Below are 14,699 nucleotides of genomic sequence, written 5' to 3' on the forward strand. Positions count from 1 at the left end.
AAGATGCAACCGCTTTTTTTATTGCCGATCAAATACTCTGCGGTATGTTATCGTAAAAAATTACCAACAGCACTATCACCGGGTATATCCAGGAAAAATGCTTCCTCGCTGCGAAAAACTTCCCCGAAGGAAAAAACAGGCTGATCAGGCACACCAGCCATAATATTGGCAGCAGTAAGGGGATCGGAAAGAAAATCAGCAGCAATATATGCCCGAATTTATCGGTGCCATAGGAATCGTTATATTCTCTTTTCCAGAGCGGGTTCAAATGTTGCGCTTTGATGGCGGCCTTCCAGGCAGCCTCATTATCAAAGCGCTGTACGGTATTATTATTTTCGTTGATGATGTAATGCAGGGAGTCGTCCGTAGCGATGGTACAGCCTTTATAGAAATAGAAATGCCTGAACATGACTTCCGTGGTATCCATGGTCAAAGTTATCCAGCCGCCGGCAGTGCCATCGTGGTAAATGGTGTTGCCTTTGGGTGTTTTCTCCTCCCAGGCAGACATGCCCCCGGCAAAGGCAGTAGCAGTAAGCAACAGGGCGAACAGGGCAAGGAGGATATTTCGTAGGTGCATGCGGGTGATTTTTGGCGGCGAAGATAGCTTTTTTAGGATATTCTCACACCACACAAAGAGGGCCGGCTCAACAGCCAGCCCCGAATCGAGAATCATTACTAACTGCTATTTTTATGATCAGGCCCATTTAATGGTATACAGCTCTGCGATATTTTTAGGTCTAGTTTCATTACCGCCGGCATCGCCGGTATTGGATTGCTGCGCTGTGTTGATGACGGTAACCGGTCCTGCGTTGCCGTTCATGCCGGGTTGGTTGGCGCTCCATATCAGTGGGTGGTTATGTTTCTGGTAGATGTCCTGTTCCACCGTACCCACATTATCCCCGGTAATGCTGCCTCCCAGGGCAGTACGCTGGCCGGCATCCGGATCGGTGATAGCTCCATTATTCCAGGAACGGCTGAAATAACCGCGCATATCCGGTGTCAGGGAGATGCCACTGCCGCTGCTGCCAAAGCGGCCGTTTACCACGGAGTTCAGCCGGGTGTAGCCAGCGCCCAGTGAAACGGGTGGCTGACAAAGGGATATCTCTTCTGCCGGAGCAGTTTCAGTGCCTACATACTGCCGTCTTTCTCCAATGATACCCTGCACCATACCCGGGAGTGTGCCAATAGCTACCATTCCAACATTTGCATATACCTGGGAAATTTTGATCCGCACATTGGGTACTGTGCATTCTATGGCCAGGTACACACCGGTAGCATTGTTATTCACCTTGAGCTGCAAATCAAACTGCAGGTCGCCGCCTGAACTTTTGGTCACCGTATCGGCATCTATACCATCCGTAAGCGCTACGTCTACCGCGTAGTTACCGGAAACGTTCATGATAACGGTGGCAGATACATAACTACCCGGTAAGGTTTGCTGCCAGCGGGGAAATTCGTGTATGGCCTGGTGAAGACTCACTGTTTGCGAGCTTCCGCCGGTATTGATAAAGCAACTATTGCTGGCTACATCAAAACCTACTGAAGCAAAGGAACCCGGATTTGAGAATACCCAGCCATCCGGACAATTATAAGTGACCAGCCCACCGGTGAGTACCTGGTTGCTGTAGTACCGGAAATCGCCGTTGTAAACAAGATTACGCTGTTGCATGGCGAATAACAGATCGTCCAGCGATGTGTTGCCACTCATTATCTTTTCCATAGGATTGAATTAAAAAGGAGGCCCATTAAGGCCTCCTCCAGGTTATTAATAGTGGAAATCAGAGTGATGGTTCAATGATGATAACTTCAGGCTTTTTTGCAGTCATGGAGAAATTACCGGTAGGCAAAAAGGTACCTGAGTCGCTGTCGTATGCCACGGAGATATTGTTTATACCGCCACCGAAATTCAACTGCGTCATTGGAGAGGTTACATTGGTTACTACTGAATTACTTGCTACCTGGGATTGCAACCAGATGTAAACGGTGGTGTAAGGAGTCATCACGGCGGTGCTCATTTTCAGCACTGGCACCGCTGAAATGGCGTTGCCAAGAATATCTATTCCGTTTACATTCGCATTCTGGTACAAACCAACGGTCATATAAGGCATGCCGCTGTATACATTCAGTAATGAAAAGGCATTTTGCTGCCCACCGCTGGCCGGGCCGGAAATTACCCCGGAATCCTGCAGGGTGTAGAGTTTATTCATAGCTGCACCTACAGGTACACTTGACATTTGGGTGAGTGTTGCGCCGTTGGTAACATTGCTGGTAGAAGCATAAAGACCATACTGTTCGTCCCATGCCAGCTGGTTAGCCATTAAGGGTTTGAATACCTGCCAGGCCACATTCGGGTTGCCCGCGCCTGAGGGTTTTGCTACTACTACGTTGGTACCTGTAGCGTATAATGTCTTTAACTGATCGTTGGTAAAGCCAACGTTTAAACTGTAATCTGCCATTGTTTCATAGTTTAGTATTGATCACCTACTCTGTTAAGGCTTTTCGGTTTCCGCCCGATATCAGTCGTGGAGCTCCGTTTGACTTGATACCTCAAAACTACAATGGCAGCTGTCGCATTCCTATTTCATCATATTTCATTTAGTTTTTTCCGGGAGATGTAAAACTTACTTTGCTGTATTGCCTTGTGATGGCACCAGCCACATAGGGGTGAGCGCCTGGTAGGCCTGCACCTCTTCTCTCAAACCCAATGCTACCGGCACTTCATACAATCTGCCGGCACCAAAGCGCGGCCTGAAAGCACGCAGACCGGGGGCCAGCACTTTCACCACCGGCAGGCCCGCATCCGGACGGGTGCAGTCGACCACGATGGTTTCTATTTGTATTGTTTGCAGTCCTGCTATTAACTGCGCACACATTTCCTCCGCCGTCCCTTTTACGACTGCAGCATCGAATCGTTTTGCAGCTGCATGCGACCGTAAATAATCTGTTTCCAGGCCTTCCGGTGGCCGCACCGGCGCCATGATCGCCTGTATCTGTATGAGCTCAGTAAAAGCCCGTAGCATAGCTTCTTTCAGGGAATAATGACAGCCATAGCCAGTCAGGTAAGCACCTGCGTACTCTCCCACTGCTGCTATCACATATACGCCCGTATCAATGGTGAGGTCCAGCAGTTGCACCTGCCAGCCAGCGACCATCAGCCGCTCCCATTGCTGCTGCCACCATTCATGGTCCTGCATCAGCGCCAGCGGCACCTCCGGCCGCTGTAAGCGGTTAAACCACCAGATAGCCACAGCATCCCGCTCTATCAGCTCCAGCAACCCCTGCAAAATGGCCTCCGGCATGGTACTCCCTGCAGCCATACCGTTGGAATCAAACACAGCAGCCCTGCCATCTCCCGTAACAGGCAAATTATATAATACCATATCCGCAGGCACGTAACGCCGCTCCTGGTGTGTAAGCGACCATGCCGGCAGCCAGCGGTTTACTACCAGCGTATCCGGCACCGGACCCAGGGCTGGTGTGTCTTCCGGCCACTGTAACTGCTGCGGAGCAAAATGCTGCACCGCAGCGGGTGATACCGTATACGGCTGCAACTCCGCTACTGTAGCCAGCAACAGTGGCTCATCACCACGCCAGCAGGCACTCCATCGCTCTATGGCCTCGCAGAGGCAGCTTACCATGGCCGCTGTTTCCGTATAGCCCTTCCCGTAAGCACGTAAAAAAGTAAACGGCGCAGCATCGGGCAGCAATGCCCGCCAGGTATAATCACCGATCTTTTCAAAATGGCGCACAATACCCATTACCGGATTTATATGGTGACTCCATTTTTCCCAGGTGACGGCAGGCGGCGCTGCGCGATATGCCGTGCGTGTATCCGTCAGCGTTACAGGTGCCTGCATCAGCCGGGCCACTAAGCCGGGGTCGCCACAAATGGTACATTCCGGACGCCGCTGCAGTTGATATTGATGCAGCCCGTATTGCTCACCCACATGGAAATATTCCCCGGTATGCGGCGCCGCCACCAGGTGCAGCAAGGCCTCCTGCACGGCAGCTCCCAGCTCAGGCGCCACCGGAGCAATAACGCTTATGTCCTCCTCACCTTCCTTCACGTACCGGTCGATGCGGGCAAACATACACTGCGGGCAAAAGGGACTGTCGCTATGAAATACCGGACCAATCGTCGTATAGCCGTTACCGGTAATCACCGGCACCCAGCACTTACCTGTCGCCATGGTATTGCGCCACGAGGAAAGTGCCGCCACCAAAGCATTTCCATCTACCTGATCCACTACATACTTTTCATCGGCAATAGTAAGGTGCTGCAATAGTACATACTCTTCCTCCACGCGCTGGCGACTGGTAAACACGCCATCGCGCTTTAAGCGGTCCAGCTCCATCAATAAATACGGTACGGGGTAGCAGGACTGCAACTCTCTTACGCAGCCGGCGGCAGATACAGACTGCTGCTGCACCATATTTATCAGCGCCACCGGCAACCTGCCCGATACAGGTGTTATTCGGCTGCTGCCCAGCACCAGGCCCGCTACCTCCCCCAACGGGAGGAAGCGCGAGCCAGGAGCCAGCAGCAACAAATCATCCATTGACTGTAATGCCATCGGCTAATTCTTTTAATGCTGTTAAGCGTTGAATGTGCTGCTCCGGCGAGCTGGAGCCCACAATCGTGAGCACCCGCTCCCGCAGTGGCACCGTGGCTTTAGTGCCCGTGAGCGTGATTCCGGGAATACCTTTGCTGGAAAGAAACTCCTCTGAAGTTACAGGCGGCTCCAGCAGGGTCACCGGCGAATACAACAACAGCGGCTGCGAGGCCTCGAAAGTCCCCATCAGCATCAGTTGCTCGGAAACAGCTGCCTGCTCATCCAGCTGCCGCTGCGCCGACATCAGCGTTACCGCCACCAGCACAGGCTTACTGTGTAAATCACCACTGCTGTTGTAAATACCGTTTGCCATCGTACCTATGAAGCTCTCCTTTGTATCCGGCAGCTCAAAAGCTGCCACGCGATAAATGAAGGCTTCAAAGTCAGGCCCCTCCTGTAATTTCAGTAGCCACGTTTCAAAATTATGTGGCACAAAACCGGTGGTTACCTGCACCGGATAAAATGCTACTCCGGATAAATTCACATCTTCACCGGACATCAGCGCCCATAGTTCCACCACCCTGCCGGGGTGATCATTTTCCGGGTAACTGCACATCCAGCCAAAAAGCTGTGTGTGGGCTGCGTCGCGGTACATCTCTATGAACTGCCCGTGAAGGCCCGTGTCAGAAATAAATAAAGAATGCATAGCTAAATTTTTATCAGAAGCACATGCAGCAGCATAGTGGTTCCGGTGATTGCAAATCTACCAGGTATGCCAGGTCAGTGAATCCGGTAGGCGCCGGCGGCACCAAAGGCACCAACAGGGAAACGGTGGTAGCAGGCGGATAATCGAAAATGCTGATCGGAAATTCCGGGAAAGCCGAAAAATTCTGATCGGGCACAAACCGAAATTGCAGGTCCAGCACGGACGGATAAGTGAAGCCAAATTCCTGCTCCAGTACGGCCCTCGGGTTTGCAATCAATTTGTCCTGAAACGCCGGTTGCGTCCAGCAAAATTGTACGGCTGAATAATAGGCTTCCAGCCATCTGTTGGATAATTCAGGGTTCATATATTTTGGTTTTAAAGTGCGTGATTCATTTCTGCGTATATACGTTGCCGTAGTAACCCGGCTTGTTGGCCCAGTGCAATCGTAGCTGCAGTTTGCAGGTGTTCGGCAGCCACCGCATCATTACGATTGCCTGCGTGCAAAACGGCCAGCAGCCGATGTATTTCGGCATGGTACAGTGCTCCATCCGCATCACCTATGAGCGATAATGCATTAGTCAGCCGGTTCATCGCCGACTCATTTTCCCCTGCATGCATTTCTATTTCCGCCACCACCGCATTCCAGAAACTGTTCATCGACTGAATCCCTTTCCGTGCTTCCTGCTCCAGCGCTGCCTTAGCGGCTTGCAGGTCGCGCTGCGCCCATGCCTGTAAAATGGCGCCGTAGTTACCAAACATATGCAGCTGGCTCGATTCATTGACCTGTAACAAAGCCTGGCTGTAATAATTTACCTGTTCCCGGTTGCCCTGGTAAAAATATACACAGGCCAGGCCCAGCCAGGTGGATGCACTGGTATGCGGATGCGCGATAGCCTCCACCTTGGCAATGGCGCGCCGTACCATTGTTTCGGCCTTATCTGCCTCGCCGGCCAGCGTATACACGCAGGCAAGTGTGCTGCTGGCCAGCGCTTCCTGATCCAGTCCAAATTCGTAGGCGAGACTATTATGCAACGCTGCATCATAGAGCTGCAGGGCTTCTTCCATCATGGCAGCAGCATGCCGCAACTCGCCGTTATTAAAATATTGCAGCCCCAGGTAAACGGAGGATACGATCCGGTATTTCAGATTTTTGGTGGCATGCGCTACCTCATGCAGGTGCCGCGCCGTAGTAGTGGCCTGTTTCCAGTTGCCCGTCATTGCGTAATAATTGCAATACATGAGCATCGCCGGCAAAATTTCCTCGTTGGCCTCGCGGCACTGATACAGTTCCAGCAGTATGTCCAGCTGCTCTTTCACCGCCGGCGCGCCATAGCTTTCCAGCACTACCAATACCGACAGCATCAGGTGGCGCACCATCACCTCCTTTTGCGTACGTACCGCATCTTCCGGCTGGGAATACAACCATTTCAGGGCCTGCTGGCACAGTACCAGCGATTCCTTACCGGTGATACCACCCAGCATCAGTTGTACGCTTTTAATCTGCCAGTCCACCGCTTCCATACATTTGCCGGCCTGATACAGGTGCCTTGCAATGGTAGCAGCATGATGCGGATCATTTGGAAGATCATCCTGCAGCAGCACGTTGGCGATGCGGGCATGTATAACCTTCCGCATGTTCAGCAGCAGGCTATGATAGGCTACCTCAGCGATCAGGGCATGACGAAATACATATACCAGCCCTTTTTCCGTATGCAGCCGGTACATGATATCATGTGCCTCCAATGTTTGCAGGTGCTGTTGCAGCATTTCTTCCTCCAGCGAGGAAATCTGCCGCAGTAGTTGCCAAGATACCTCCCTGCCAGCACAAGCCGCCAGCTGGGCGGTTTCGCGGGCTGCGCCGGGTACATCGAGTCGCGCCACCAGCACCTCATTTAGTGTAAGCGGCACCGTTAGTTCGAAGGTGGGATCTGCAAACCGGTAACTATTATCCTCCAGTACCAGCATATTTTTTGAGAGCAGGTAGCGGGTAAACTCTTCTATAAAAAACGGGATACCGTCTGTATGCCGCAACAGGTACTGCATACACGCCGGCTCCACCTGCTTGTGTTGCAGCAGGTCCGCTATCAGCGTGGTGGAAGCAGCGGTATCCAGCGGCCCTAGTTCCAACACTTTACCAGTCTGCCATTGCATCTCAAAGGAAGGCCTGGTGGTTAGTATCACCAACATATTCCTGCACAACTGCTGCTCCGCTATTTCCTGTAGCACAGCGGCACTGCCTGAATCTATCCAGTGGAGATCTTCAATGATCACCAGGTATTTTTTTTCCAGGGAGATGCTGGTCAAACATTGGATCAGGGTGTGCACGAGCTGTCGGCGCTGCTCTCCCGGCGATAGTAACGACGGTTGAAATTCAGCCGTAAATGCCATACCCAGGCACGATAAGAGTATAGGCATCACCGTATCCTTTGCTATACCTGCATTATCCAGCATATTCACCAGCAGCTGCAGGTTCGTTTCCTGGGGCAGTTCCGGCCTGAAGCCGTAGTACTGTTGCAGCAGGCTGAAGATGATGTACAGATCGCGATGCCGGTATTCCGGCATGCACCGGATTTCCAGGAGATGATTGGCTGCCATGCGAGATGCTTCGTACACCAGCTTTGACTTGCCCATGCCGGCTACGCCCCGGATGAGTAGCACGGCACTATCCTGCTCCCAGGCCTGCCGGATAGTTTGTAATTCCTGTGAACGGCCATAGAGTTCTTTGCTGCCACCATCCAGCAAGTGAGCAAAGGCGCTGCCACTGCGTTCTTTTACCATATAGGCGGCATCCGCAAATTCTTCGGCGGTGTGGAGGAGTCGCTCAAACACCGCCATGTGCGACAACAGCTGCCGCGCCGCTACGGAAACGACTATACGCTGACTGGCAACCTGTGCCAGCTGGCGATGGGCGTGGTTAGGGGCATGGCCTTCGGGGATGCGCTGCGGGCGACAAATAACATTACCGGTATGAATACTGATGCGGGTATCGAGCTGGAGCCCATATTGCCTTTGCAGGCGTTTACTGCGTGCCTCCGTGGCCGTTAGTATCTCAAAAGCAGCTTTGCCAGCCAGGTAGGCAGCATTCCCTTCCGAGGTGGGATAGCCGAAATAGATCATAAACTGATCCGCGTACACACCTTTCAGAAAGCCTCCATTGCGGGTGGCAATGTCGGTACAGGCAGTAAGTTGTGCCTTCTGAATTTCTTCTAGTATATCTTCATCAGCGGTAGTATCGGGCGAATGTACCAGTCTGATGCTGGCACACAGGATAGTAATCTGGCGTTTGTCCTTTTTTTCGTACATCCATGCCAGTGAGTTATCCTGAGTCAGATGTCCGTGTTCCTCCAGGGCCACCTGTGAGGCGGGTAGCAGTTGCAGGGTGGATAAATCCAGCTGCCGGAAGCGCTCAAACAGCGTGTGCACATCACCCATACGATCGTTGGGATGCTTTGCCAGGACGGCCTGCAACAGGTCATATACCGGATGCTGTTTCAGAAATGCAGGGATGGGTATGGTATCAGGACTGAGTTGCTGATAATAAATATCGGCGATGCTGTTGCCCTGGATGGCGGCGCAGCCGGTGAGGGACTCAATCAGTATGAGGCCCCAGGCGTAGAGGTCGGCGCGGGTGGTAGGCGGCTCCCCGCGGAGTTGCTCCGGTGCGCAGTAGGCCGGCGTTCCCATCGTATCACCATGTTGCAAATCCTGCACAAACGTGCTGATGCCGAAGTCGAGTATTTTCACATGGGGCACGGCGCCGGAGCGGATGATGATGATATTGTCCGGCTTCAGGTCCCGGTGGGCCACGCCGTTGGCGTGTGCGCAGCAGAGCGCATCCAGCAGCTGCCCCATCAGCGCCTGCGTTTCGGCAATGGTGAGGGGCCCGTGTTGTTGCAGCTGCTGCCGGAGCGTTAAACCTTCCAGGAACTCAAAAGCTACAAAGGGCACGCCATCGGAAGTCCTGCCTTTATCGAGCAGCTTTACAATATAGGGGTGACTAATGCCCGCACATACTTTTGCTTCACGCTCAAAGCGCGTGAGCTGGATAGATTCCGACAGCAGGGGCTTCAGTACCTTTAGCGCCACCAGCTGCCGGGTATGTTGCTGTATGGCTTTGTACACATGACAGGTAGCGCCTTCTCCGGCTGCTTCCAGCAGTTCATAGTTGCTTACTACCGGAAAACCGGCAGTCCGCATGGTTTGATGTATCATACACAGGATTATCTGAGGGATGTTATATCCGCTTCAATATGGTTTCCTTTGATAATGCTGAAATAAGGATGACCGAGGCGAATTTCACCGGGTCTTCTCTCTATAATATTACTGAACAGGTATCCTATTTCAGGAATTTCACATAACTGTTTGCGTAAGCGGAAAATCTGAAGGTTGAGGAAATAAACATCTACATCTTTTTGCATTTCACGTGACAGGTCTTCGGTTATTTCGTCGATGGTGCACCAGCCCTGATCGGTATCAGGCAGCTGGAGGAGATGGTCGCTATAACGTTTACGGGCCAACGACAACAGCAGGTAATTATGCGAGCGGTTGCCGAGGTCCAGCGACTGATGCCGGCTCAGCTGCAGCTCCAGCCGGATATGTTCTTCATTCAGGCTGAGGTGAAACAACAGCCTGGCGCCCGCTACCAGGGCTTGCTGGTCAATGGTATCTTCTATTTCAGTAATGGATACAAACTCCCATTCATCATTTGCAAAAGCTATTTTGTGGCCGTGCGATAAAGCGTTTACGCTCCCTTCTTTTTCATATACCCAGCCTTTTTCCGGCAGGAAATAGATAGCTGCCTCGTGCTGCACCTGATCGGGCAATGCGGTAGCAAAGGATAAGCGTATGATGTGGTTGCGGCGATTGAGCGACTTCAGAAAAGGAAAAGGCGGTTCCAGGTCCTGCAACTTCCACTTTGTTTGTGCATCACTGCCAAACTGGAGAATATGATTTTTGGTGAGCCTGGTAGTACGCTGCCAGATGTGTTCTCCATCCAGCAATGTACCGTTACGGCTATGATCCCGGAGCTGCCAGCCCTCTCTGGACCATAACAGGGTTGCATGGGATTGGGATATGTCGCCAAACGACAGGTGCAGGTTTACCAGACTTGCATTCCGACCTACGGTAAATAAAGGGGTAAGAACGATGAGTTCTTCTGTAACCACATTGATGATGCTCGCCATGTAATCTCATTGAGGATTCCGGTGGTGATAATGGTCATTTCACAGGTATACGTTGTGAGGAATAAGGACAGGAATAATCCAACAGGCCTATAGGCCGCATTTTTTAGAATGGCGATCCGAATTTACAACTGCATTCTCAATCTGCAAAAAATATTCGCGGATTCAGCCGTAATAAAAAAATAAGGGGACCTTCCGGTCCCCTCACGAGCGTAGTATAAAATAATTTACCTGTACGGCTATACGAAATCGATATTACTCTTTATCAATCCGGTACAAACGGCCCTGGTCCGTGATGGCATAGAGTGCTCCGCTTTTCCCTTGCGTGATATCACGGAAGCGTTGCCCTTCTCCCGCCAGCAAACGTTCTTCACCAATCACTTTATTATTGCTGAATACCAGGCGCACAATGTGCTGACCGGATAATGCGCCGAGGAACAGGTTATTTTCCCATTCAGGCACGCGCTTGCCTGCGTAGAAGGTCATGCCGCTGGGTGATACCACGGGGTCCCAGTAGTACACGGGTTGTTCCATACCGTCTTTTTGCTGAATAGCATCGCCGATAGGCTCACCGCTGTATTCTATACCGTAGGTGATGATAGGCCAGCCGTAGTTGCGGCCTGGCTGTACCCTGTTGACTTCATCACCACCTCTGGGACCATGTTCGCATTCCCAGAGCTCACCGGTTACCGGATGGATGGCGAGGCCTTGTGGATTGCGATGGCCAATACTATACAATTCAGGTAAGGCACCGGTTTCAGTAAACGTTGGGTTGCCTGGTGCGGGTTGTCCTGTTTTGGTAATGCGGATCACTTTCCCTAATACAGCAGTAACAGATTGTGCCAGTGGCCGCGTATCCAGGTTGGAGCCCTCTCCTGTGCTAATCAGCAGGTTACCGGTTTTATCGAACAGGATACGGCTGCCATAGTGGAGGTTGCTGGTACGGCGGGGCAGCGCATGATAAATGACGCTGGCGCCTTCAATGGTTTTTTCGTCATTGGCAAGGCGGCCTTTGCCCACAGAAGTGAGGTTACCGCCGGCTACGACTTCCGAAAAGGTCCAGTATACGGTTCGGTTGGTGGCAAAGTCCGGGTCCAGGCAAATGCCAAGCAGGCCGCCTTGTCCGGCCGCATTTACCGCTGGCAGCCCGGTAATCTGGCTGCTCACCTCTCCGGTGGTAGTAACAATGCGCATATTACCGGCTTTTTCTGTCACCAGCAAACGCCCGTCAGGCAATTCGGTGATGCCCCAGGGACTGGTAAGCCCGGAGGTAATAATGTCCTTTTTAATTTTAGTTTTTGTAACAGCGCCATTAGCACGTGTTTGGCCAGTAAAAGCAGGCGGATATTTTGTATTTGCCGGATTGGTTTCCACCGGAGGGGCTGAAGGATTGCCAGGGCCCGGCTCATCGCGGGAACAGGAGGCAATAACAAGCAGCATACCTGCCATCAATGCATAAGATTTCATGTGATTCATGTGGAGGATAGTTGAGAGGTTTTTAAATGCTTACAGTATGGTTAATATGTTATGTTACCACAATTAAAATACCAATTTGCACAGTAACTATCAGGAAACGCCTTACAGCCCGCTTTCATTGTAGTGCCAGCCCGTATTTTTATTCAACAGCGCCCGCTATAATGCACGCGGCGCCAGGCAGGTAAGTACAGGTTACCATCTCCCTAAAAAACAATTATTATTGTTGATGCTCAAATGAGCAAATTCCACTTTGCGTATTCACAACTACTATGCGTTTGAAAAACTTACTCTTGCTCAGTACCTGTATGGTGGCTACTTCCACTCTCCTCGCCCAAAGCGCAGAGGTAATCTGGTATAATGGAAAATCGCCTGTCACCTATACCCTGCAGGCGCCAGGCACACCCGTTATACAGGTGGCCCTGGATATGTTCCGGGAAGATATCAGCCGGGTTACAGGACGGGTGCCCGCCCCCACAACGGGGAAAAATGGCGACATACGAATTTTACAGCTCAACCGTAACAATAGTGCAGAACTGAAGCGGCTCGGCGTTCCGGTGGACAGCATGACCGGTCTTATGGATGCTTTTTTCATCAAAGCTAATGGCAACCAGCTGCTGGTGGCTGGCAGTGATGCCAGGGGGACTGCCTATGGCATCCTGGAATTATCCCGCCTGGCGGGTGTTTCCCCCTGGGTTTGGTGGGGGGATGTAACGCCGGAAAAAAAGCAGCAGCTGAGCGTACCTGCGGACTATCGTACCCTGCAAGCCCCTACAGTAGCGTACCGGGGTATATTCATCAATGATGAAGACTGGAGCCTACGCCCCTGGAGCTCCAAAAACTATGCTCCGCAGGCTGATACCGGCATCATTGCTGCGCAGACTTATAAACAGGTATTCAAGCTGCTGCTGCGATTGAGAGCCAACACCATATGGCCGGCTATGCACACAGGTACCGTTGCTTTCTATTTCACGAAAGGCGCAAAGGAAATGGCGGACAGCTGTGGCATCGTAATTGGCACCTCCCACTGCGAGCCACTGATGCGAAATAACGTGGATGAATGGAAGGAAAATCAGCGCGGACACTTCAACTACATCGACAACCACGATGCTGTGGTTAATTACTGGACAGAGCGGCTGAAAGAAGTGAAACTATCTGAGAATTTTTTCACCATAGGTATGCGGGGCGTACATGATGGGTCCATGGAAGGTGTGAAAACACTGAAAGAAAAAACAGATGCACTGCAACGGGTGATCTATGAACAACGTGAGCTGCTTACCAAATACATCAACCCTGATCTGAAAAAAATCCCCCAGCAGTTTGTGCCTTATAAAGAAGTACTGGAGATTTATGAAAACGGATTGCAGGTGCCGGAAGATGTGATGCTTACCTGGTGTGATGATAACTATGGTTACATGACCCGGCTGAGCGACAGTGTCCAGCAAAAGCGCAGTGGTGGCGCCGGTGTATATTACCACCTGAGCTACTGGGGGCGTCCGCATGATTACCTTTGGCTCACTACCACGCAGCATGGGCTGATCTATAATGAAATGCGGGAAGCCTATGATCATCAGGCCAGGCGTTTGTGGGTCACCAATGTACACGACCCTAAAATTGCCGGCTACGACCTGGAATTTTTCCTGGACCTTGCCTGGAATATAAACGACATCCCCCCTAATACTATTCAAAACAAAATGCGCAGTTACCTGGTGCGCGATTTTGGAAAGGCGGCAGGAGAACAGTTATATCCGGCCATGCAGGAGTTTTCCCGTTTGTGCGGCATCCGCCGTCCTGAATTTATGGGCTGGAGCAAAGTGGAAGAAGATAAGGCGAAATATGAAAGAGGCTGGACCCCGGTGATCAATACCGCATTCAGCGAAACTGAATTTGGCGGAGAGCTGGATCGCTATTTAAACAGTTACGAACAGATTAAAAATACGCTGGCGGAGGTGGAAAAAAATATTCCGGCCGACAAGCAGGATGCTTTCTTTGCACGGATCAAATACCCCGTGTTTGGCGCTGCGGCAATGGCTACGAAATGGCTGGAAGCACAGCGTGCGCGCAGCATCGCGGCTGATGACCAGCCTGATTCCCTGGCTTTGCAAAGTGCCTGCTATAAAAGTCAGCAGGCTTATGAGGAGATTGTCAGGCTGACGGATCACTATAACAACGTAATGGCAGCAGGCAAATGGAAGCACGCCATGAATGCGGAGCCCCGCGACCTGCCTGTATTCCGTGCGCCGGAGCTGCCACTGAAAGTGGTAAAAAGTATTACACCCGTTAACCAGCCGGCATTACCGCTGCACCTGGAAGGTGTAATTGCTGCTAACGCGGCTGACTATACGAAGGTAACCGGGAAAGTACAGGTCATTCAATCGCTGGGCCATAGCATGCAGGCAGTAGCGTTGCCGAAGGGCGCCAGCATCAGTTATGACTTTGACGCGGACCAGGAAGGGCCCGCGGTGCTGCGTACGGCGGTGATTCCTACACAGCCGAATGATAAAGGCGACATCCGTTTCAGTGTAACCATTGACGAAGGCAGGCCAACCGTTTGTTCGTTTAAAGAACCCTACAGATCTGAGAAATGGAAAGAGCATGTGATGCGGGGGCAGGCAGTGAAGGTTACCAGTCATCATTTATCCAAGGGAAGGCATACGCTTACGATCACTGCCCTGGACAATCATGTGGTGGTGGATCAATGGATGATTGATTTTAAGCCGGAGCGGCAGTTTTATATGTTCCCGGTAGGAAAATAATTTCGAAAGGGCCGGTTGGCCCTTTCGAAAT

Annotated in this window: 10 protein-coding genes; 1 reads left to right on the plus strand and 9 read right to left on the minus strand. The window is 51.7% G+C overall.

What is annotated here, in order from left to right:
• Window positions 1–28: 28 nt before the first annotated feature.
• From KW844_RS12130 to KW844_RS12170, 9 genes are all read right to left on the minus strand, one after another.
• Entirely contained in the window at window positions 29–577 is a 549-nt protein-coding gene (locus KW844_RS12130) for a hypothetical protein (RefSeq protein WP_218377003.1), read from the minus strand.
• A gap of 117 nt (window positions 578–694) precedes the next feature.
• Window positions 695–1,720, minus strand: a complete 1,026-nt coding sequence (locus KW844_RS12135) for a hypothetical protein (protein ID WP_218377004.1) — start codon at window positions 1,718–1,720, stop codon at window positions 695–697.
• Window positions 1,721–1,778: 58 nt separating this feature from the next.
• Entirely contained in the window at window positions 1,779–2,456 is a 678-nt protein-coding gene (locus KW844_RS12140; protein WP_218377005.1) for a hypothetical protein, read from the minus strand.
• 165 nt (window positions 2,457–2,621) lie between these two features.
• The gene (locus tag KW844_RS12145) at window positions 2,622–4,574 is read right to left on the minus strand and encodes a TOMM precursor leader peptide-binding protein (RefSeq protein WP_218377006.1); all 1,953 of its coding nucleotides are present in this window, start codon (window positions 4,572–4,574) and stop codon (window positions 2,622–2,624) included.
• Window positions 4,552–5,259: a hypothetical protein gene (locus KW844_RS12150; protein ID WP_218377007.1), complete on the minus strand. Its 708-nt coding sequence runs from the start codon at window positions 5,257–5,259 to the stop codon at window positions 4,552–4,554. Before KW844_RS12150 ends, KW844_RS12145 begins: the two co-directional genes overlap by 23 nt.
• A 13-nt stretch (window positions 5,260–5,272) precedes the next feature.
• Window positions 5,273–5,623: a hypothetical protein gene (locus tag KW844_RS12155; protein WP_218377008.1), complete on the minus strand. Its 351-nt coding sequence runs from the start codon at window positions 5,621–5,623 to the stop codon at window positions 5,273–5,275.
• Between the two features lie 11 nt (window positions 5,624–5,634).
• The gene (locus KW844_RS12160; RefSeq protein ID WP_218377009.1) at window positions 5,635–9,471 is read right to left on the minus strand and encodes a TOMM system kinase/cyclase fusion protein; all 3,837 of its coding nucleotides are present in this window, start codon (window positions 9,469–9,471) and stop codon (window positions 5,635–5,637) included.
• 8 nt (window positions 9,472–9,479) lie between these two features.
• Window positions 9,480–10,442, minus strand: a complete 963-nt coding sequence (locus KW844_RS12165; protein WP_218377010.1) for an FHA domain-containing protein — start codon at window positions 10,440–10,442, stop codon at window positions 9,480–9,482.
• A 252-nt stretch (window positions 10,443–10,694) separates the two neighbouring features.
• Window positions 10,695–11,915 (minus strand): PQQ-dependent sugar dehydrogenase, encoded by a 1,221-nt coding sequence (locus KW844_RS12170; RefSeq protein WP_255578377.1) that lies wholly within the window; start codon window positions 11,913–11,915, stop codon window positions 10,695–10,697.
• A 275-nt stretch (window positions 11,916–12,190) separates the two neighbouring features.
• Here KW844_RS12170 and KW844_RS12175 point away from each other — a divergent pair, with 275 nt between their 5' ends.
• Window positions 12,191–14,668 (plus strand): glycosyl hydrolase 115 family protein, encoded by a 2,478-nt coding sequence (locus tag KW844_RS12175; RefSeq protein ID WP_218377011.1) that lies wholly within the window; start codon window positions 12,191–12,193, stop codon window positions 14,666–14,668.
• The last annotated feature ends 31 nt before the right edge of the window (window positions 14,669–14,699 follow it).

The sequence above is a fragment of the Chitinophaga sp. sic0106 genome, assembly GCF_019219075.1.
GTDB lineage: Bacteria > Bacteroidota > Bacteroidia > Chitinophagales > Chitinophagaceae > Chitinophaga.